21 protein-coding genes are annotated in these 20,092 nt (G+C 72.9%); 10 read left to right on the forward strand and 11 right to left on the reverse strand.

Annotated features, from left to right (window positions below; genetic code table 11):
* The first annotated feature begins 198 nt into the window (after positions 1-198).
* Complete coding sequence (locus ABEB07_RS16880; RefSeq protein ID WP_345669087.1) at positions 199-831, forward strand: uridine kinase family protein; 633 nt, start codon at positions 199-201, stop codon at positions 829-831.
* Between the two features lie 224 nt (positions 832-1,055).
* Here ABEB07_RS16880 and ABEB07_RS16885 read toward each other — a convergent pair whose 3' ends face one another.
* The gene (locus ABEB07_RS16885) at positions 1,056-1,814 is read right to left on the reverse strand and encodes a SigE family RNA polymerase sigma factor (RefSeq protein ID WP_345669088.1); all 759 of its coding nucleotides are present in this window, start codon (positions 1,812-1,814) and stop codon (positions 1,056-1,058) included.
* A 216-nt stretch (positions 1,815-2,030) separates the two neighbouring features.
* Here ABEB07_RS16885 and afsQ1 point away from each other — a divergent pair, with 216 nt between their 5' ends.
* From afsQ1 to ABEB07_RS16910, 5 genes are all read left to right on the forward strand, one after another.
* On the forward strand, positions 2,031-2,708 hold the full coding sequence (gene afsQ1 / locus ABEB07_RS16890) for a two-component system response regulator AfsQ1 (RefSeq protein ID WP_164588642.1): 678 nt from the start codon (positions 2,031-2,033) through the stop codon (positions 2,706-2,708).
* Positions 2,705-4,345, forward strand: a complete 1,641-nt coding sequence (locus ABEB07_RS16895; RefSeq protein ID WP_176150250.1) for a sensor histidine kinase — start codon at positions 2,705-2,707, stop codon at positions 4,343-4,345. Before afsQ1 ends, ABEB07_RS16895 begins: the two co-directional genes overlap by 4 nt.
* A 149-nt stretch (positions 4,346-4,494) precedes the next feature.
* Positions 4,495-5,097: a hypothetical protein gene (locus ABEB07_RS16900; protein WP_345669089.1), complete on the forward strand. Its 603-nt coding sequence runs from the start codon at positions 4,495-4,497 to the stop codon at positions 5,095-5,097.
* 101 nt (positions 5,098-5,198) lie between these two features.
* A complete protein-coding gene (locus ABEB07_RS16905; protein ID WP_345669091.1) occupies positions 5,199-5,792 on the forward strand; it encodes a VanZ family protein in 594 nt (197 codons plus the stop codon).
* A 61-nt stretch (positions 5,793-5,853) separates the two neighbouring features.
* Entirely contained in the window at positions 5,854-6,057 is a 204-nt protein-coding gene (locus tag ABEB07_RS16910; protein WP_164588518.1) for a PspC domain-containing protein, read from the forward strand.
* A gap of 133 nt (positions 6,058-6,190) precedes the next feature.
* Here ABEB07_RS16910 and ABEB07_RS16915 read toward each other — a convergent pair whose 3' ends face one another.
* The gene (locus tag ABEB07_RS16915; protein WP_345669092.1) at positions 6,191-6,538 is read right to left on the reverse strand and encodes an ATP-binding protein; all 348 of its coding nucleotides are present in this window, start codon (positions 6,536-6,538) and stop codon (positions 6,191-6,193) included.
* A gap of 127 nt (positions 6,539-6,665) precedes the next feature.
* The gene (locus tag ABEB07_RS16920; protein WP_345669094.1) at positions 6,666-7,829 is read right to left on the reverse strand and encodes an adenosine deaminase; all 1,164 of its coding nucleotides are present in this window, start codon (positions 7,827-7,829) and stop codon (positions 6,666-6,668) included.
* A 160-nt stretch (positions 7,830-7,989) separates the two neighbouring features.
* Here ABEB07_RS16920 and ABEB07_RS16925 point away from each other — a divergent pair, with 160 nt between their 5' ends.
* The gene (locus tag ABEB07_RS16925) at positions 7,990-8,751 is read left to right on the forward strand and encodes an alpha/beta hydrolase (RefSeq protein WP_345669096.1); all 762 of its coding nucleotides are present in this window, start codon (positions 7,990-7,992) and stop codon (positions 8,749-8,751) included.
* A 56-nt stretch (positions 8,752-8,807) separates the two neighbouring features.
* Here ABEB07_RS16925 and ABEB07_RS16930 read toward each other — a convergent pair whose 3' ends face one another.
* Complete coding sequence (locus ABEB07_RS16930) at positions 8,808-9,779, reverse strand: LysR family transcriptional regulator (RefSeq protein WP_345669097.1); 972 nt, start codon at positions 9,777-9,779, stop codon at positions 8,808-8,810.
* Positions 9,780-9,842: 63 nt separating this feature from the next.
* Here ABEB07_RS16930 and ABEB07_RS16935 point away from each other — a divergent pair, with 63 nt between their 5' ends.
* Positions 9,843-11,144 (forward strand): MFS transporter, encoded by a 1,302-nt coding sequence (locus ABEB07_RS16935; protein ID WP_176150243.1) that lies wholly within the window; start codon positions 9,843-9,845, stop codon positions 11,142-11,144.
* Positions 11,145-11,277: 133 nt separating this feature from the next.
* Entirely contained in the window at positions 11,278-12,294 is a 1,017-nt protein-coding gene (locus tag ABEB07_RS16940; protein WP_345669098.1) for a sigma-70 family RNA polymerase sigma factor, read from the forward strand.
* Here the strand turns inward: ABEB07_RS16940 and ABEB07_RS16945 are convergent.
* Complete coding sequence (locus ABEB07_RS16945; RefSeq protein WP_345669100.1) at positions 12,178-12,537, reverse strand: STAS domain-containing protein; 360 nt, start codon at positions 12,535-12,537, stop codon at positions 12,178-12,180. The genes ABEB07_RS16940 and ABEB07_RS16945 overlap by 117 nt on opposite strands.
* 211 nt (positions 12,538-12,748) lie before the next feature.
* On the opposite strand from ABEB07_RS16945, the gene ABEB07_RS16950 reads away from it, so the two are divergent.
* Entirely contained in the window at positions 12,749-13,669 is a 921-nt protein-coding gene (locus ABEB07_RS16950) for an AEC family transporter (RefSeq protein ID WP_345669101.1), read from the forward strand.
* 7 nt (positions 13,670-13,676) lie between these two features.
* Here ABEB07_RS16950 and ABEB07_RS16955 read toward each other — a convergent pair whose 3' ends face one another.
* From ABEB07_RS16955 to ABEB07_RS16980, 6 genes are all read right to left on the reverse strand, one after another.
* A complete protein-coding gene (locus ABEB07_RS16955; protein WP_345669102.1) occupies positions 13,677-14,261 on the reverse strand; it encodes a Uma2 family endonuclease in 585 nt (194 codons plus the stop codon).
* 97 nt (positions 14,262-14,358) lie between these two features.
* A complete protein-coding gene (locus ABEB07_RS16960; RefSeq protein ID WP_345669103.1) occupies positions 14,359-15,642 on the reverse strand; it encodes a thymidine phosphorylase in 1,284 nt (427 codons plus the stop codon).
* A gap of 106 nt (positions 15,643-15,748) precedes the next feature.
* On the reverse strand, positions 15,749-16,153 hold the full coding sequence (locus ABEB07_RS16965; protein WP_345669104.1) for a cytidine deaminase: 405 nt from the start codon (positions 16,151-16,153) through the stop codon (positions 15,749-15,751).
* Complete coding sequence (locus ABEB07_RS16970; protein WP_164584037.1) at positions 16,150-17,412, reverse strand: ABC transporter permease; 1,263 nt, start codon at positions 17,410-17,412, stop codon at positions 16,150-16,152. Before ABEB07_RS16970 ends, ABEB07_RS16965 begins: the two co-directional genes overlap by 4 nt.
* Positions 17,409-18,542, reverse strand: coding sequence for an ABC transporter permease (locus ABEB07_RS16975; RefSeq protein WP_345669105.1), 1,134 nt, complete (start codon positions 18,540-18,542; stop codon positions 17,409-17,411). Before ABEB07_RS16975 ends, ABEB07_RS16970 begins: the two co-directional genes overlap by 4 nt.
* A complete protein-coding gene (locus tag ABEB07_RS16980; RefSeq protein ID WP_345669106.1) occupies positions 18,539-20,086 on the reverse strand; it encodes an ABC transporter ATP-binding protein in 1,548 nt (515 codons plus the stop codon). Before ABEB07_RS16980 ends, ABEB07_RS16975 begins: the two co-directional genes overlap by 4 nt.
* Between the last annotated feature and the right edge of the window lie 6 nt (positions 20,087-20,092).

Consider the following 20,092-nt stretch of genomic DNA (forward strand, 5'->3'; position numbering starts at 1 on the left):
CCGTCGGCGCCCGCGACCGCGATCAGGACGTGCCGTGCGGTGGAGTGGGGGGTCGAGGCGTGTCGGGCCATGTGTGATGCCGCCTTCCGCTGCGCTGGGTAACGAGTTCAGCGCACAGGGTAGTTGAGACGCAGCCCACGCTCCAAAGCCGACCCGCGGGGTCGGCAGGCGCGCCACGATGCGTCAAACTGGTCTTCCGTGAGCCTTCATCTCCCGTCTCCCGCCCGCGTCGTGCTGCTGTGCGGCCCCTCGGGCTCGGGCAAGTCCCTGGTCGCCGCCCGTTCCGGGCTGCCCGTGCTGCGCCTCGACGACTTCTACAAGGAGGGCGACGACCCCACGCTGCCTCTGGTGGCGGGGAGTTCGGACATCGACTGGGACCACCCGGCCTCCTGGGACGCGGACGTCGCGGTCGCGGCGATCAGCAGCCTGTGCGCGACGGGCAGCACGGGCGTGCCCGTGTACGACATCGCGCGCAGCGCCCGCACCGGGGAGGACACGCTGCGCATCGGCCGTACGCCGCTGTTCATCGCGGAGGGGATCTTCGCCGCCGAGATCGTGGGCCGCTGCCGTGAGCTGGGCCTGCTGGCCGACGCGCTGTGCCTGGCCCGCGGTCCGGTCACCACCTTCCGCCGGCGGTTCCTGCGCGATCTGCGGGAGGGCCGCAAGTCGGTGCCGTTCCTGGTGCGCCGGGGCTGGCGGCTGATGCGCGCCGAGCGGTCCATCGTCGCCCGCCAGGTGGCCCTGGGCGCGTACGCCTGCGACCGGGACGAGGCGCTGGGCCGCCTGGCCGCGGCGGCGGACCACCGCCCCGAGACCCGCACGGCCGCCTGACCCCGGAGCGGTCACCGCACGACCGCCGCCGTCCCGGACGGCGGCCCGGCACACACGAAAGCGGGACCGGTCGGCCCCCCAGCCGTCCGGTCCCGCTTCCTCGGTGCTCCCCCACTTTCCCCCGTGATCCCCCCGGTACCGCTCCCCACTCCCCCGTGGGCTCCCCCGGTACCGCTCCCCCGTTCCCCCCGTCCCCCCGGGTTTCCCCCGTACCTCCGGCTCGCTCAGGCGACGAGCTCGCCGAAGGACTCCTCCTGGTCACGGCCGAAGCTGAGGACCTCGTCCTCGCGCAGCCGGCGCAGCGAGCGCCAGATGCTGGACTTCACCGTGCCGACGCTGATGCCGAGGATGTCGGCGATCTCCGGGTCCGTGCGGCCCTCGTAGTAGCGCAGGACCAGCATGGTGCGCTGGAGTTCGGGCAGCCGGGCCAGCGCCTGCCACAGGACGGCGCGCAGCTCGGTGCCGCGCATGGCGTCCGTGTCGCCGGGCGTCTCCGGCAGTTCCTCGGTCGGGTACTCGTTGAGCTTGCGCCGCCGCCAGGCGCTGATGTGCAGGTTGGTCATGGTGCGGCGGAGGTATCCGCCGACGGCCGCCTTGTCGCTGATCCGGTCCCACGCCCGGTAGGTCGAGAACAGCGCGCTCTGGAGCAGGTCCTCGGCCTCGAAGCGGTCACCGGTGAGGTGGTAGGCGGTCGCGTACAGGGAGGCGCGGCGCTCCTGGACGTAGGCGGTGAACTCCGCCTCCGACCGGGTGCGGCGCTCCTCCGTGGCCTCCCCGTACGCGTTTCCCCCGTGCGCACTCCCCCCGGGCGTCTCCCCGGTGCGCGCGTCCACCACCGTCATGTAGGCGGTGGTGTGCTGACGCCCGGCGCCACGGGAGCACCCCCGCACTCCCAGTGCGGCGCCGGACTTCTCCGGACCCCGGGTCACGTCGTGCAGACGCGTGACCACCGCGCTGGTGCTGTTGCCGTGCAGCGTGTTCATCTCGCGCCCCCCGTCGTGGAGTTCCGGTGTCCGTCGTGCTTGTCTGCCTGTGCCGAGAATCCTTACGCCGCCACTTCATGGCCGTGTCCGCCGACTGTCACAGACCTGTCACAGGGCCCCGGGCGTCCCAGGTCGGAGAGGTGTGTCCGGGTGTGTGCGCGGGGGCGCTCGTGGGGGTGTCGAAACCCCGAGCCCGGATGGGCCAGAATGAGCCCTGTGCCTTCCCTGTTGCTGATCGAGGACGACGACGCCATCCGGACGGCCCTGGAGCTCTCGCTGACGCGCCAGGGACACCGGGTGGCCACCGCTGCCAGCGGCGAGGACGGTCTGAAGCTGCTGCGCGAGCAGCGGCCGGACCTCATCGTCCTGGACGTCATGCTGCCCGGCATCGACGGCTTCGAGGTGTGCCGGCGCATCCGGCGCACGGACCAGCTGCCGATCATCCTGCTGACCGCGCGCACCGACGACATCGACGTGGTGGTGGGCCTGGAGTCCGGTGCGGACGACTATGTCGTCAAGCCGGTGCAGGGGCGGGTGCTGGACGCGCGGATCCGGGCCGTGCTGCGGCGCGGCGAGCGGGAGTCGACGGACTCGGCGACGTTCGGCGGCCTGGTCATCGACCGGTCGGCGATGACGGTGACGAAGAACGGCGAGGACCTCCAGCTGACCCCGACCGAGCTGCGGCTGCTGCTGGAGCTGAGCCGGCGGCCCGGTCAGGCGCTGTCCCGGCAGCAGTTGCTGCGGCTGGTGTGGGAGCACGACTACCTCGGTGACTCGCGGCTGGTGGACGCCTGTGTGCAGCGGCTGCGCGCCAAGGTCGAGGACGTTCCGTCGTCCCCGACGCTGATCCGTACCGTGCGCGGGGTCGGCTACCGCCTGGACGCGCCTCAGTGACGACGGCGCGAGGGGGGCTCCGCGGCTGGTTCGCGGGGCGGGGGAAGGCTCTGTCCGGGCTGCGGTTCACCAGTCTGCGGCTGCGGCTCGTCGTCGTCTTCGCGCTGGTGGCGCTGACCGCCGCGGTGTCGGCGTCGGGGATCGCCTACTGGCTCAACCGCGAGGCGGTGCTCACCCGCACCCAGGACGCGGTGCTGCGCGACTTCCAGCAGGAGATGCGCAACCGGGCGGGCACGCTGCCGGTGCACCCGACGCAGGACCAGTTGCAGCGCACGGCCGGGCAGATGGCCAACAGCAGCCAGCGGTTCAGCGTCCTGCTGGTGGCCGAGGACGCGAACGGCCGTGCGGTGTACGGGAATTCGGGCGGCCTGAGCGGTTTCGCGCTGGAGGACGTGCCCCCGTCGCTGCGCACCGCGGTGAACAAGGCGCAGCCGGTCGACTCGTCCAACAAGTCGCCGTACCACCTGTACTGGCAGCGGGTCACCGAGCACGGCACCCCGTACCTGGTGGCCGGCACCCGGATCATCGGCGGCGGGCCGACCGGTTACCTGCTCAAGTCGCTGGAGCCGGAGGCCAAGGACCTCAACTCGCTGGCCTGGTCGCTGGGGGTCGCCACCGCGCTCGCCCTGGTGGGAGCGGCGCTGCTGGCGCAGGCCGCCGCCACCACCGTGCTCAAGCCGGTGCACCGGCTCGGGATCGCGGCGCGCCGGCTCGGCGAGGGCCGGCTCGACACCCGGCTGCGGGTCTCCGGCACCGACGAACTGGCCGATCTGTCGCGGACGTTCAACAACGCGGCCGAGGCGCTGGAGAAACGGGTCGCCGACATGGCGGCCCGGGACGAGGCCTCCCGGCGGTTCGTCGCCGACATGAGCCATGAGATGCGGACGCCGCTGACCGCCATCACCGCCGTGACAGAGGTGCTGGAGGAGGAGCTGGAGTTCGAGGGCGGCGGCTTCGACCCGATGATCGAGCCCGCGGTGCGGCTGGTCGTCAGCGAGACCCGGCGGCTCAACGACCTGGTCGAGAACCTGATGGAGGTCACCCGCTTCGACGCGGGCACGGCCCGGCTGGTCCTGGACGACGTGGACATCGCCGACCAGATCACCGCCTGCATCGACGCCCGGGCCTGGCTGGACGCGGTGGAGCTGGACGCCGAGCGCGGCCTGCACGCCCGGATCGACCCGCGCCGCCTGGACGTCATCCTCGCCAACCTCATCGGCAACGCGCTCAAGCACGGCGGCTCCCCGGTACGGGTCTCGGTGCGCGAGGAGGGCGGCGAGACGCCGGAGTCGGCGCAGATGGTCATCCGGGTGCGCGACCACGGCCCCGGCATCCCCGAGGACGTGCTGCCGCACGTGTTCGACCGGTTCTACAAGGCGAGCGCGTCCCGGCCGCGCTCGGAGGGCAGCGGTCTGGGCCTGTCCATCGCCCTGAACAACGCGCACATCCACGGCGGCGACATCACCGCCGCCAACTCGCCCGAGGGCGGCGCGGTGTTCACCCTGCGGCTGCCCCGGGACGCCTCCGCGCTCACCGAGGAACCGCCCGAGGCCGACGGCGACGGCGACGGCAGCGGCAGCGGTGGCAGGGCGCGGAACGGCGGCGCGGACGAGGGGTCGAAGGGGGGCGCCCGATGACGACGGCACGGGACGAGCGCGGGCGCGGGCAGGTGCGCGGGCGCGCGGAAGTGCGCGGACGCGTCGAGGCGCGCGGACGCGTCGAGGCGCGCGGGCGCGCAGGCGGGCGTGTGACGGGGCGCGGACGCGGGCGTGGGCGGGGTGCGGTGGTGCGCGGGCGCGCTCTGCTGGCGCTGCCGGCGCTGGCGCTGCTGCTGGCCGGGTGCGGGATCCGCCCCACCGAGGTGCCCACCGACTTCGGCGGCGCGCCCTCGCGGGTGCCCTGCTCGCTGACCCAGCCCGACGGGGCCGTCCAGGTCTCGCGCGGGGTGCCCGTCCAGGTGTTCCTGCTGTGCGGTTCGTCGCTGGTGACCGTGGACCGCGTGGTGCGGGTGCCGGAGGGCACGGCGGACGCGCGGCGGCGGGTGATCGTGGCGCAGGGGCTGCTGGAGCAGCTGGCCGCGCCGCCCTCGGCGAGTGAGCGGGCGGCCGGGTACACGACGCACGTGCCGCACGCCCTGACCGTCGCCGGTCCGCACCCCAAGGACCCCGAGGACACGCTGCGGCTGGGCGCCGCCCCGGCCGCCCTGTCGGCGTACGCGCTCGCGCAGATCGTCTGCACGCTGTCGGACTCGGCGGCGGCCGAGGGCGACGGCTCGGTGGTCCTCGGCGGCCCCGGCGACAGCGCCCCGCGCCGCTACGAGTGCACGGACGACCTGCGCTCCCGCCCCGGCACCACGAGGCCCCCGTCGTCGGAGGCGACCGCCGAGTAGGCGCCGCAGCGGGGCGGGCGGCGCCCGGTGTGGCGCGCGCCTCACCGAGGGGGGCGGGCGGCGCCGGAACCGCGCGGGCGGGTGGGCGCGTCTTGGGTGGCGTGCAGCGTCAAGGCTCCGTCGGCGGCAGCGCCGCGATCCGCGTCCGCGTGACCGGGAGTGTCCTCCTCGTCGCCCATCTCGCGTTCGTCGCCTGGCTGATGCTGCGTCCGCTGGACGTGCCCTGGGTGCTGCCCGCCAATCTGCGTCCGTTCGCCACCGTCCGCGCCGATCTGGCGCTGGGCGGGGCCGAGGCCGTCCGGCGGATCGGGGAGGGGCTGGGGCTGCTGGCGCCGCTGGGCGTGCTGCTGCCGCTGGCGCACGGCCGGCTGCACGTCTCCCCCCTCGGCTCGCTGGTGCGCACCGTCGCCGCGGGCGCCATGGTCTCGCTGGCCATCGCCCTGCTCCAGACCGGTGTGCCGGGGCGGGTCGTGGACGTCGACACGCTGTTCCTGAACACGCTGGGAGTCGCCGTCGTCCACCTCGCGGCCGTCCCGGCCGTCCGTTCCCGGCTCCGCCGCAGGGCCGGGCGCCTGGACGGGCACCCGGACGGGTCCGCGGTGCGTCGGCAGGACGCGGCTCAGGGTCGGACCCCGACGATTCCCAGGGTCGGGATCGCTCCCTGGAGTGACGTTTTGCCCCCTTCGTCTCCGTAACGTGGAGGTCAGACGGGGCGCCGACGGGGAGGCCCCGCACCACAGCCACGGAGGCATCACGATGAACGCCCTTGCCCGCCCCACCCATGGCCGCGTGATCGGCGGAGTGTGCGCCGCGCTGGCTCGGCGCTTCGGCACCTCCGCGACGACGATGCGGGTGATCTTCCTGGTCTCGTGCCTGCTGCCGGGCCCGCAGTTCCTGGTCTACCTCGCCCTGTGGATCCTGCTGCCCGCCGAGGGCAAGGCCGCCCGCACGGCCTGGTAGCCGCCGTCCGTGTACGCCGCCGGGGCGCGCCCTGAGGTTCAAGGGCGCGCCCCGGCGGCGTGTCGGCGTCGCCGCGGGCTCGGGCGGCGACGCCGGGGGTCGGGCGAGGGTCAGGCAGGGGTCAGGCGGGGGTTCAGCCGATCGGGAAGCCGTTCACCTGCACGCCGTTGGTGGGCATGCTCTGCACCGGCATGCCGCCGAGCAGCTTGCCGACCGGCTCTACGGGGCCGTTCTGGAGGCCGCCGGCGGCGGGCTGGGCGGCGGAGAGCCCCGAGCCGAGCACGGGCTGGGTCTGGTCCAGGGCGCGGCCGGCTCCGGGCAGCTGGGCGACGTTCCCCGTCGGCAGCTCCTTGGCGACGGCGCCCAGCGCCTGGCCGGCGTCCGGCAGGGCCGGCGCGGCGTTCGCGGCGCCCGCGCCGACGGCGGCGAAAGCGGCGCCGAGAGCGGCGACACCGAGGGTCTTGGCGGCAGACTGCTTCATGAGAACGCGTCCTTGACTGGAAGACGGGGACTGAGCGGTTGTCGACCGTAGACACGGCCCGCCGCCGTCCGCAAACAACGGAATGCGGACGGAAGGTGAAGACGGCCGGCCGGCCCCCGTTTCGCGGTCATCCCCCGAATGGCGAGGAACCGCTGGTGGGCGCGGCCTGCTTAAACAGCCATTCGGATTTCAGCGCCGCGTACCCGGGCTTGATCACATCATTGATCATGGCCAGACGTTCATCGAAAGGAATGAACGCCGACTTCATTCCGTTGACGGTGAACCATTGCAGGTCGTCGAGCGTGTAGCCGAAGGCGTCGACAAGGTGCTCGAATTCCCGGCTCATGCTGGTGTGGGACATCAGACGATTGTCCGTGTTCACGGTGGCGCGGAAATGCAGTCGGCGCAGCAGTCCGATCGGGTGTTCGGCGTACGAGGCGGCCGCCCCGGTCTGGAGGTTGGAGCTGGGGCACAGCTCCAGCGGGACGCGCTTGTCGCGCACGTAGGAGGCGAGCCGCCCGAGTTCGACCGTGCCGTCCTCGTGGACGGTGATGTCGTCGATGATGCGCACTCCGTGCCCGAGCCGGTCGGCGCCGCACCATTGCAGCGCCTGCCAGATGGAGGGCAGTCCGAACGCCTCCCCGGCGTGGATGGTGAAGTGGTTGTTGGCCCGCTTCAGGAACTCGAAGGCGTCCAGGTGCCGGGTGGGCGGGTAGCCGGCCTCGGCGCCCGCGATGTCGAAGCCGACGACGCCCGAGTCCCGGTGGCGCTCGGCCAGTTCGGCGATCTCCAGGGAGCGGGCCGCGTGCCGCATCGCGGTGAGCAGGGCGCCGATCCGGACGCGCCGGCCGTCGGCGAGGGCGGCCCGCTCGCCCTCCCGGAAGCCCTCGTTGACGGCCTCGACGACCTCCTCCAGGCTCAGCCCGCCCTCCAGGTGCTGCTCGGGGGCGTAGCGCACCTCGGCGTAGACGACGCCGTCCGCGGCGAGGTCCTCGGCGCATTCGCGGGCGACCCGGACGAGCGCGTCGCGGGACTGCATCACGCCGACGGTGTGCGAGAAGGTCTCCAGATAGCGTTCCAGGGAACCGGAGTCGGCGGCCTCGCGGAACCACAGGCCGAGTTTGTCCGGGTCGGTGTCGGGAAGCGCGGAGTACCCGTTCGCCCGGGCGAGTTCCACGACGGTGGCCGGGCGGAGGCCGCCGTCCAGGTGGTCGTGCAGCAGCACCTTGGGCGCCCGGAGGATCTGGTCCGAGCTCGGTGTGTTTCCCGTGGGGGCAGTCTGGCTCGTCATGCGCGCACTCTAACTCCTACGCGCGTAGAAAGCGCCGTGCCGGAGCCGTGCGGAAAGCACTCCGTTCACACCCGCGTGTTCCGGCCGGCGGAATTGTCGATACGCAACGGTGACCGCACGGACGGGTGGCGTACACCGGTGCTTCTGACACTGTTCTGTCATGGCACAGCAAGCGACGCCGGTTCGCACGGCCCGGCTGGGGAGGACGCTCGGCCCGGGGCCGACGGCGGTGAACGGAGCGGTGCTGCTGCTCCCGGGCGGGCAGGAGGAGTCCGGCCGAAGACCGTCCCCGCTGCTGGCGGCCGCCTCGGTGCGCGCGCTGGGCCGCCGGCTGGTGCGGGCCGGCCGCGCCGAGCAGCTGGCCGTGCACGTGGTGCACTACCGCTACCGCGGCTGGAACGGCAGCGAGGAGCACCTCGCCCGCGACGCCGCCTGGGCGGTGGACGAGACCGTACGGCGCTACGGCGACGTCCCGGTGTGCCTGGCCGGTGTGGACATGGGCGGCCGGGCGGCGCTGCGCGCGGGCGGTCACGAGGCCGTCAACTCCGTGGTGGCGATCGCCCCCTGGCTGCCCGAGGACGACGTCGCCGCCTCCCCCGAACCGGTGAAGCAGCTCGCCGGGCGCCGGGTGCTCGTCGTGCACGGCACGAACGACGCCCGCACCGATCCCGAGCTGTCCTTCCGGTACGCGGCGCGGGCGAAGAAGGCCAACCGGGAGGTGTGCCGGTTCGAGGTGCACGCGGACGGGCACGGGCTGCGCCAGTACCGCGACGAAGTCGCCTCGCTCACCGCCGACTTCATGATGGGGACGCTGTTCGGGCGGGCGTTCTCCCGCCCGGTCCAGGACGCGCTGGCCGCACCGCCCCCGCTGGGGCTGCGGATGCCGCTGGCGGCGGGCTTCGGGAAGTCGCTGAGCTGGTAGGGGTGTCGGGGTCGCCGACACCCGGCTCGGCCCCGGAAGGCGGGCGGTTCGAGGGGTCAGGGGAGCAGGCGGCCGCGGCGGGAGAGGAGGAACCGCTTGAAGGCGGCCACCGGGGGTGTGTCCGGGTGGCCCTCCAGCCAGGCCACGCCGATCTCGCGCACCGCGCGCGGCGCGGTGACCGTCAGCTCGGCGACGCCCGGGCGGGGCACGGCCGGCGGCGGCAGCAGGGCCACGCCGAGGCCCGCCGCCACCAGGCCGCGCAGCGTCTCGGCCTCCTCGCCCTCGAAGGCGATCCGCGGCGTGAAGCCGGCCGCGCGGCACAGGTCGTCGGTGATCCGGCGCAGCCCGTAGCCGGGTTCCAGGGTCACGAACGCCTCGTCGGCGGCCTCGGCCAGGCGGACGCGGCGGCGGGCGGCGAGGCGGTGGCCGGCCGGGACGACCAGGCGCAGCTTCTGCTCGTCCAGGCGGCGCGCCACCAGGTCGGGCGCGTCCGGGACCGGCGAGGTGAGGCAGAGGTCCAGCTCACCGGCGCGCAGCCGCTCCAGCATGGCCTCGCCGTAGTTCTGGACCAGGCTGAAGCGGACGCGGGGGTGGTCGGCGCGGAAGGCGTGGATGAGGCCGGGCACGGTCTCGGCGCCCATGGTGTGCAGGAAGCCGAAGGCGACCTTGCCGGTGGCCGGGTCGGCGTCCGCGCGCACCTCCTCGGCGGCGCGCTCGATCTCGGCGAGGGCGCGTTCGACGGAGGCGAGGAAGGTGCGGCCGGCGGGGGTGAGGGCGACGGTGCGGCCCCGGCGGGCGAAGAGGTCGACGCCGAGATCCTGTTCGAGGCGGACCATGGCGCGCGACAGGGTGGACTGCGGGACGCGCATCTCCTGGGCGGCCCGGGTGACGTGCTCGGTGCGGGCGACGCCGGCGAAGTGCGCGAGGCGCGGCGCGAGCAGCAGGGCGACCTCCTCGCCGCGGTCCACGATGACTTCTGTGTCACCGGACGGTGACAGACGAACTCCTGACCTCTGCTGATGCACCATGGGAACGATTATGGCGAGTCCGTGCATTGGACGGATGACGGCCCGGCTTCCTACCGTCGTCGTATGTCTCCCGCCGATACCGGGGCGTCCGCTGTCGTGGGCGCCGCACCGCACGCTTCCGCCGCTTCCGACCCGACCGCGGGCGGGGCCGCCGACTCCCGGATGACGCCGGGCGGTCCCGGCTACCGCCGGATGAGCCTGGCCCTGTTCCTCGCCGGGGTCGCGACCTTCGCGCTGCTGTACTCCACCCAGGCGCTGCTGCCGCTGATCTCCGCCGAGTACGGGGTGGCGGCGAGCGAGGCGAGCTGGACGGTGGCGGCGGCGACCGGCGGTCTCGCGCTGTTCGTGCTGCCGATGAGCGCCCTGTCGGAACGTTTCGGCCGCCGTACGGTGATGACGGCCTCGCTGGCGGTCGCGGTGGCCGTCGGGCTGCTGGTGCCGTTCGCGCCGTCGCTGGGCGCGCTGGTGGTGCTGCGGGCGTTGCAGGGCGCCGCGCTGGCGGGGGTGCCGGCCTCGGCGCAGGCGTACCTGGCGGAGGAGGTCCGGCCCCGGGCCCTGGTCACGGCGATCGGCCTGTTCGTGGCCGGCAACAGCGTGGGCGGGATGAGCGGCCGGGTGATGACCGGCTGGGTGGCGCAGGAGTGGGGCTGGCGGGCCGCCGTCGGGGTGGTCGGCGCGGTCGCGGTGCTGTGCGCGGTGGCGTTCCGGATGCTGCTGCCGGCGCCGCGCCACTTCACGCCGGGGTCGCTGCGCCCGCGGGTGCTGGCCGGCACGGTCCGCGACCATCTGTCGAACCCGCTGCTGCGCCGCCTGTACGCGATCGGCGCGCTGTTCATGACGGTGTTCGGCGGCGTCTACACGGTGATCGGCTACCGGCTGACCGAGGCGCCCTTCTCGCTGCCGCAGGGCGTCATCGGCTCGATCTTCCTGGTGTACCTGGTGGGCACGGTGTCGGCGTCGACGGCGGGGCGGCTGGTGGGCCGGGTCGGCCGCCGGGGCGCCCTGTACCTGGCGGGCGCGACGACGGCGGCGGGGCTGCTGCTGTCGCTGCTGGACTCGGTCGTGCCGGTGCTGCTGGGCCTGGTGCTGATCACGGCGGGCTTCTTCGCCGGTCACGCGGTCGCCTCCTCGGCGGTGAGCCGGACGGCGGCGCACGGCCGCGCGCAGGCCTCCGCCCTGTACCAGTCGGCGTACTACATCGGCTCCAGCGTGGGCAGCACGGTCGGCGCGACCGCCTTCCACGCCCAGGGCTGGTCGGGGACGGTCGGCGTGGGGCTGCTGGCGGTGCTGGGCGTGGTGGCGATCACGGTCCTCGGGTCCCGGGCGGCGCGCGTGGCGCAGCGGCGCACGCCGGTGTCCGCGTGACCGGCGCCCTGCCTGTGACCTGCTGATCCGTCCGCTGCGGGGGCCGTTGTCAGTGGCCTGCGCTAGCTTTTCGCAGTGCCGGGCGCGACAACGCGTCCGGGACGGGAACAGCCACGGGGCGGGTGGACGACGAATGGGCGACGGTACGGCGACGGCGACCGATCTCGGCATGGAGCTGGAGAAGTACCGGGTCGAGCTGACCGGCTACTGCTACCGCATGCTCGGTTCGTCGTTCGAGGCGGAGGACGCGGTCCAGGACACCCTGGTGCGTGCCTGGCGCAGCCACGACAAGTTCGAGGGCCGGTCCAGTCTGCGGTCCTGGCTGTACCGGATCGCGACCAACGTGTGCCTGGACCTGCTGTCGGCGGGCAGCAAGCGGGCGCGGCCGATGGATCTGACCGAGTCGACGCCGCTGGCCCGGGCCGCGCTGGTGCCCCGCCCGGACAGCACCTGGCTGGAGCCGATGCCGGACGGCCGGGTGCTGCCGTCGGTCGAGGACCCGGCGCAGGCGGCGCTCGCCAAGGAGTCGGTGCGGCTCGCCTTCATGGCCGCGCTCCAGCGGCTGCCGGCCAAGCAGCGGGCGGTGCTGATCCTGCGGGAGGTGCTGGCCTGGAAGGCGAGCGAGGTCGCCGAACTGCTCGGCACGACGGTCGCCTCGGTCAACAGCGCCCTCCAGCGGGCCCGGGCCACGCTCGCCGAGCGGGAGGAGCAGGGGGCCGGGGCGCAGGTGTCCGACCCGCTGGACGAGGCGCAGCAGCGGCTGCTGGAGCGCTATGTGCGGGCCTTCGAGGGGTACGACATGACGGCGCTGACCGCGCTGCTGCACGAGGACGCGGTCATGACGATGCCGCCGTTCGACCTGTGGCTGACCGGTTCGGCCGACATCACCGGTTTCATGTCGACCATGGGCGCCTCCTGCGCGAACTCCCGGCTGCTGCCGGTGCGGGCCAACGGCCTGCCGGGCTTCGCCCACTACAAGCCGGACCCGGAGCGGGGCGGCTTCACCCCGTGGGCGGTGCAGGTGCTGGAGATATCACGGGGGCGGATCACCGGGTTCCACTGCTTCCTGGACACGGCCCGGTGGTTCCCGCTGTTCGGGCTGCCCCTCCACCTGGAAGGGGAGGCCGGCCAGGTCGAGCAGGGTCAGTAGCGCCGGGTCGGGGTCGCGCAGTCGTATCCCCGCCCCGGCCCGCCGGGCGGTGAGCAGCAGCCGCGCCAGCAGGTCCACGGCGCCGAGTCCGGGCGGTCCGAGCCCGCCGACGTCGCACACCACGGTCCGGGCGCCGGCCTCGGCCAGCAGTCGCCGCATGTCGTCGCACAGCCTCCTCACCCCCTCGCGGGTGACGGGGCCGGCGAGCACGAGCACGGGTGCGGCGGGTGTCTTGGCGTCCACGCCTTCTCAGACCGGGCGACGGGCCCCAACTCATCGGGCGGGGCGCCGGCGGGGCGCTGATCACCTCGGCGGGGATCACGTCGGCGGGGATCACGTCGGCGGGGATCACGTTGACCTGCCGGTCGCGCCGACCGGAGGGTGAGCGCATGCCGCATGGATCAGCACCGCCCCGGACCGTCGACGGCCTTCTCCCGCCCGGTGAGGGGGCCGCGTGCGGGGAGTGCTGACCGGGTTCGCGGTCATCGCGGTGGTGATCGGCGTCGGCTGGGCGCTCGGGCGGCGCGGCTCGCTGGGCGAGCAGGGCGGCGAGGTGCTGACCCGGCTGGCGTTCGAGGTGGCGACGCCGGCGCTGCTGTTCACCACGCTGGCCCGCGCGGACCTGACGGTGGTGTTCTCCGGCCGGCTGCTGGTGACGGCGCTGAGCACGGCGGCGGCCGCGGGCGTCTTCGTGGTGGTGGGCGTCGTACGGCGCTGGGGCGTGGGCCGCACGACGATCGGCGCCCTGTGCTCCAGCTACGTCAACTCCGGCAACCTCGGCATCCCGATCGCCGCGTACGTGCTGGGCGACGCCTCGCTGGTGGCGCCGGTGCTGCTGTTCCAGCAGATCGTGGTGACGCCCGTCGCGCTGACGGTGCTGGACCTGACGGGTGCGGGCGGGAAGGGGCCGCTGTGGCGGCGGCTGCTCACCCCGCTGCGCAATCCGGTCGCGGTGGGGGCGCTCGGCGGGGTCCTGGTCTCGGCGTCCGGATGGACGGTGCCCGGCCCGGTCAGGGAGCCGCTGACCCTGATCGCCGGCATGTCCGTCCCGGCGGTGCTGCTGGCCTTCGGCATCGCCCTGCCCGGCAGCGCGGCGCCCGGCCGCGGCCGGGACCGCCATCCGGTGCTGTTGTCCGTCGCCCTGAAGTCGGTGGGCCAGCCGCTGGCCGCCTGGGCGCTGGCGTCCGGCGTCTTCGGCCTGCGCGGTGCCTCCCTGCTGGACGTGGTGGTCACCTCGGCCCTGCCCGCCGCCCAGAACCTGTTCACCTACGCCGGCCGCTACGGGACGGCCGAGACCCTGGCCCGCGAGTCCATCCTCCTGTCCACCCTGCTCTCGGTGCCGGTCCTGGTGGCGATCGCGGCGCTGCTGGGTTGAGGGGCGGTCAGTCGAGCGGGAAGTCGTCGGTGTCGATGACCAGGTCGAACGGCGCCGGGAGCTTGATGGGCTCACCGAACTTGGCCGTGGCCAGGGGGCGGTACACGTCGCCCCTCGGCTCCCCGTAGAGCGTGGTGGCGGGGCCGTCGGGGGCCCAGCGGTCGACGAGGAGGTAGAACGGGATGCCTGCGGTGGCGTAGGCGGCGGGCTTGCTGATGCGGTCGTGGCGGGCGTTCGACTTGGACGTCACTTCTACGACGAGTTCGGCGACCACAGCAGAGACATGAGTGTCCGATTCCACACATTGCGACCGGGGGGCCACCACTAGATCCGGGACGAGCATGCCCAGTCGCGAGGGCACAGCCATGGCCAACGTCTGGTAGATCCCCCAGTCACCGGGGATCACGGAGTAGAGGCGACGCTGAATCAACTCCGCGATGACGTTGTGACGAGGTGCGGGAGCAGGTGACACGGTGATGATCCCCTCGATGATCTCCACCTTGCTGCCCTCGGGCCATTCCATCTCTTCCCAGAACCGGACGAGGTCGTCCCAGCTCTGGTCGGGGTCCTGGCTCACGGTGAGTGCGCTCATGGCGGTTCTCCTATCGGTGCGTCACCGATCCCAGCATGCCGAACGGGACCGGTGGCCGTCCACCGGTCCCGTTCACCCGAAGGGGTAAAGCACCTGGTCAGGCGATACGTTCCAGCACGACCGGGGAGGTGGTGAAGGCCGTGCCGGCCGGGGCGATGTCGTAGGAGCCCTCGGTGGCCTCAAGGGCGTACGCGAAGCGGTCCGGGGTGTCGGTGTGCAGGGTCATCAGGGGCTGGCCGGCGGTGACCGTGTCGCCGGGCTTGGCGTGCAGTTCGACGCCCGCCGCCGCCTGCACCGGGTCCTCCTTGCGGGCCCGGCCGGCGCCCAGGCGCCAGGCGGCGACACCGATGTCGTAGGCGTCCATGCGGGTCAGGACGCCGGAGGCGGGGGCCGTGATCACGTGCTGGTCCTGGGAGGTGGGCAGGGCCGCGTCCGGGTCGCCGCCCTGGGCCGCGATCATGCGCCGCCAGACGTCCATCGCCGAGCCGTCGGCCAGCGCCTTGGCCGGGTCGGCGTCCTTCAGGCCGGCCGCGTCCAGCATCTCCCGGGCCAGGGCGAGGGTCAGTTCGACCACGTCGGCCGGGCCGCCGCCGGCCAGGACCTCGACCGACTCGCGGATCTCCAGCGCGTTGCCCGCGGTCAGGCCGAGCGGGGTGGACATGTCGGTGAGCAGCGCGACCGTCTTCACTCCGTGGTCGGTGCCGAGGCCGACCATGGTGGAGGCGAGTTCGCGGGCGTCCTCGACGGTCTTCATGAAGGCGCCGGAGCCGACCTTGACGTCCAGGACCAGGGAGCCGGTGCCCTCCGCGATCTTCTTGGACATGATGGAGGAGGCGATCAGCGGGATGGCCTCGACGGTGCCGGTGACGTCGCGCAGGGCGTAGAGCTTCTTGTCGGCGGGCGCCAGGCCGTCGCCGGCCGCGCAGATCACCGCGCCGCAGCCGTCGAGCACCGACAGCATCTCCTCGTTGGACAGCAGCGCGCGCCAGCCGGGGATCGACTCCAGCTTGTCCAGCGTGCCGCCGGTGTGGCCGAGGCCGCGCCCGGACAGCTGCGGGACGGCCGCGCCGCAGGCGGCGACCAGCGGGGCCAGCGGCAGGGTGATCTTGTCGCCGACGCCGCCGGTGGAGTGCTTGTCGGCGGTGGGGCGGGACAGGGCGGAGAAGTCCATGCGCTCGCCGGAGGCGATCATCGCGGCGGTCCAGCGGGCGATCTCCCGGCGGTCCATGCCGTTGAGCAGGATGGCCATGGCGAGCGCGGACATCTGCTCGTCGGCGACCTCCCCGCGGGTGTACGCGTCGATGACCCAGTCGATCTGCTCGTCGCTGAGCGCGCCGCGGTCCCGCTTGGTGCGGATGACGGAGATGACGTCCATGGCCATGGGGTTCGGTTCCTTCCGGTGGTGCGAAGGGGGCTGAGAGAGGGGGAGCCCCGGAAAAGGGTGCGGCCCCTCCGGGCCGGGACGGGCTCGGAGGGGCCGCACGGTCTCACTTGGCGAGGTGGTCCGGGCCGAAGGCCTGCGGCAGCATCGCGGACAGCGGCCAGATTCCCTCGGGGGTCTCCAGCAGCAGGTCCGGGCCGCCGAACTCGTACAGCAGCTGGCGGCAGCGCCCGCACGGCACCAGGATGTCGCCGCGGCCGTCCACGCAGGTGAAGTGGGTCAGCCGGCCGCCGCCGCTGTTCTGGAGCTGCGAGACGAGACCGCACTCGGCGCACAGGCCGATCCCGTAGGAGGCGTTCTCGACGTTGCAGCCGGTGACGGTGCGGCCGTCGTCGACGAGGGCGGCGACGCCGACCGGGTAGCCCGAGTAGGGGGCGTAGGCGCGGCACATCGCCGCGCGCGCCTCCTCGCGCAGCGCGTCCCAGTCGACCGTCGCCGGCTCCCGCGTCACTTGCCCTGTCCCTTCCGGTACGGCAGGCCGTCCGCCTTCGGCATCCGCAGGTGCTGCGCGGACAGCGACAGCACCAGCAGGGTGACGATGTACGGGGTCGCGGTGACGACCTGCTTGGGCACGTCGTCGGTGCCGGCGTACCAGACGAACATCAGCGCCGAGACGACGGCGGTGATGACGGCGGGCACCAGCTTCTTCTTCCACACCAGGTACGCGACCCCGAACACCAGCAGGATCGCCAGCAGCAGGATCAGCGCGTGGACGTTGGTGGTGCCGCCGCGCAGGTTCAGGCTGTCGGTGTAACCGAACAGGCCGGCGCCGAGGGCGAGGCCGCCCGGCATCCAGTTGCCGAAGATCATCGCGGCGAGGCCGATGTAGCCGCGTCCCGCGGTCTGCCCGTCGAGGTAGACGTTGGAGGCGACGATCGACAGGAAGGCGCCGCCGAGGCCGGCGAAGCCGCCGGAGATGATCACGGCGAGGTACTTGTACTTGTAGACGTTGACGCCGAGGGACTCGGCGGCCACCGGGTTCTCGCCGCAGGAGCGCAGCCGCAGGCCGAAGGCGGTGCGCCACAGCACCCACCAGGACAGCGGGACCAGGGCGACGGCGATGACGGTCAGCGGCGACAGGTCGGTGATCAGACCGCCGAGCAGGCCGGCGACGTCGGAGACCAGGAACCAGTGCTTGCCGTTGAGGGTGGCGAGCCAGTCCGAGAGGCCGGGGATGTCGAAGGTGCCCAGCGAGTCGATCGGCGGGGACTGCTTGGAGGAGCCCTGCGGGACGCCCTCGAAGGTGAACTTCGACAGGTAGCGGGTGGTGCCGAGGGCCAGGATGTTGATGGCCACACCGGAGACGATGTGGTTGACGTTGAACGTCACGGTGGCGACGGCGTGCAGCAGGGCGCCGAGCGCGCCGCCGACGATGCCGAACAGGACGCCGGTCCACGGGCCCCACTGGTAGCCGGCCCAGGCGCCGAACCAGGTGCCGAGGATCATCATGCCTTCGAGGCCGATGTTGACGACGCCGGCGCGTTCGGCCCACAGGCCGCCGAGGCCGGCCAGGCCGATCGGCACGGCCAGGCGCAGCGCGGTGGACATCTGGCCGATGGAGGTGATCTCGTCGGCGCCGGTGATCAGGCGGACGGCGGAGGTGAGCACCAGGACGCCCGCGATGATCAGCAGGAGTACCGGCAGGGAGAACCGGCGGCTGCCCTTGCCGGGCTGCTTCGCCTGCGGCTTGGCGATGGTCGCGGTGGTCATCGGGCCGCCACCTCCTGCTTCTTCTGGGAGTTGTTCCGGGCGGCGGCCGCGGCGAGTTCGGCGCCGACCTGCTTCTGCTGGCGGCGCAGGCCCCACTGGCGCACGGCCTCGTAGGAGATGACGACCGCGAAGACGATCAGGCCCTGCATGATCGTGGCGATCTCCTTCTCGTACGCGACCGGGGTGGCGTAGTCGAGGGCGGGAGAGGCCTTGTCGAGGAAGGCGATCAGCAGCGCGGCGAAGGCGATGCCGATGGGGTTGTTGCGGCCGAGCAGGGCGATGGTGATGCCGGTGAAGCCGAGGCCGGTCGGGAAGCTGAGGCTGTAGGTGTGCGAGTCGCCGAGCAGCAGCGGCAGGCCGGACAGGCCCGCGACCGCGCCGGAGATCAGCATGGCGGTGAGGACCATCTTCTTGGCGTCGACGCCGGAGGCCGCGGCGGCGGTCTCGGACTCGCCGGTGGCGCGCAGGTCGAAGCCGAAGCGGGTGCGGTTGAGGACGACCCAGTAGACGACGCCCATGGCGACGGCGAGGAAGACCAGGCCGTAGATCTCGCCGACGTCCGAGCCCAGGTCGATGCCCGGGATCCAGCCGGAGTCCTTCATGACGCCGGTCGTCATGTTGTTGCCGACCTGCACGCCCCACACGTCGGAGAGGGTGAGGTAGCCGATGAGGCTGGTGGCGATGGAGTTGAGCATGATCGTGGCGACGACCTCGCTCACGCCCCGGGTGACCTTCAGGACGCCCGCGATGCCGGCCCAGAAGGCGCCGGTGAGCATGCCCACGATGAGCAGCACGGGGATCTGGAGGAAGGACGGCAGCGCGAGGTGGGCGCCGACGACGGCGGTCATCATCGCGGCGAGCCGGTACTGGCCGTCGACGCCGATGTTGAACAGGTTCATGCGGAAGCCGACGGCGACCGCGAGCGCGGCCAGGTAGTACATCGACGCCTGGTTCAGGATCAGCACCTGGACGTCGGAGTAGCCGGCCTGCTGGAGCATCAGCGTGTACGGCTCGATCGGGCTCTTGCCCGAGGCGATCAGCACGACCGAGGTCAGCACGATCGCCGCGACGAGCGCGATGACCGGGCCGGCCACCGCGAGGAGCACCCGCTCCTTGTCGAACTTCTTCATCGGGCCTCGTCCTCCGGACCGGCGGCTTCGTCGGTGGTCTCTTCGTGTTCCAGGTGGCCGGAGGCGGCGCCCGTCATGGCCGAGCCCAGTTCCTCCGGGGTGATGGTGGCCGGGTCGGCGTCGGCGACGAGGCGGCCGTTGTAGATCACCCGCAGGGTGTCGGACAGGCCGATCAGCTCGTCGAGGTCGGCGGAGATCAGCAGCACGGCCAGGCCCTCGCGGCGGGCCTCGCGGATGTGGTCCCAGATCGCGGCCTGCGCGCCGACGTCCACGCCGCGGGTGGGGTGGGCGGCGATCAGGAACTTCGGGCTGTGGCTCATCTCGCGGCCGACGATCAGCTTCTGCTGGTTGCCGCCGGACAGGGAGGCGGCGGTGACGTCGATGCCGGGGGTGCGCACGTCGTAGGCCTCGACGATGCGGCGGGTGTCGTCCTGGGCGCCCTGGGGGTCGAGCCAGAAGCCCTTGGCGTTGGGGCGCTCGGTGACGTGGCCGAGGATGCGGTTCTCCCACAGCGGGGCTTCCAGCAGCAGGCCGTGGCGGTGGCGGTCCTCGGGGATGTAGCCGACGCCGGACTCGCGGCGCCTGCGGGTGGGCCAGGGGGTGATGTCCTCCTCGCCCAGGGCGATGGTGCCGGAGTCGGCGTGCTGGAGGCCGATGAGGGCCTCGATCAGCTCCGTCTGGCCGTTGCCCTCGACGCCCGCGAGGCCGAGGACCTCGCCGGCGTGGATGGTGAAGGTGATGTCGTCCAGGACGGCGCGGCCGCCCTCGGCCTCCAGGCGCAGCTTGTCGACGGTGAGGACCGGGCGGTCGGTGACGGTCGACTCGGCGGTCTCCGGGGTGGGCAGTTCGCTGCCGACCATCATCTCGGCGAGCTGGCGGGGGGTGGTCTCGGCGGGGACGGCGGTGCCGACCGTGGTGCCGCGCCGGATGACGGTGATGTCGTCGGCGACGGAGAGGACCTCGCCCAGCTTGTGGGAGATGAAGATGACGGACAGGCCCTCGGCCTTCAGCTCGCGCAGGTTGTCGAAGAGCGCGTCGACCTCCTGCGGGACGAGCACGGCGGTCGGCTCGTCGAGGATGAGGGTGGTGGCGCCGCGGTAGAGGACCTTGAGGATCTCCACGCGCTGGCGGTCGGCGACGCCGAGGTTCTCCACCAGGGCGTCGGGGCGCACGCCGAGGCCGTAGCGCTCGGAGATCTCGTTGATCTTCCTGCGGGCGTTGCCGCCGATGCCGTAGAGCTTCTCGCTGCCGAGGACGACGTTCTCGAGGACGGTCAGGTTGTCGGCCAGCATGAAGTGCTGGTGGACCATGCCGATGCCGCGGGCGATGGCGTCGGCGGGGCTGCCGAAGGCGATCTGCTCGCCGTCGATCGCGATGGTGCCCTCGTCCGGCTTCTGCATGCCGTAGAGGATCTTCATCAGGGTCGACTTGCCGGCGCCGTTCTCGCCGACGAGGGCGTGCACGGTGCCCTTGCGGACCGTCAGGTGGATGTCGTGGTTGGCGACGACTCCGGGGAACCGCTTGGTGATGCCCGCGAGCTCCACCGCGAC

It is taken from the genome of Streptomyces similanensis, assembly GCF_039543625.1.
In the GTDB taxonomy this organism is placed as follows: domain Bacteria; phylum Actinomycetota; class Actinomycetes; order Streptomycetales; family Streptomycetaceae; genus Streptomyces; species Streptomyces similanensis.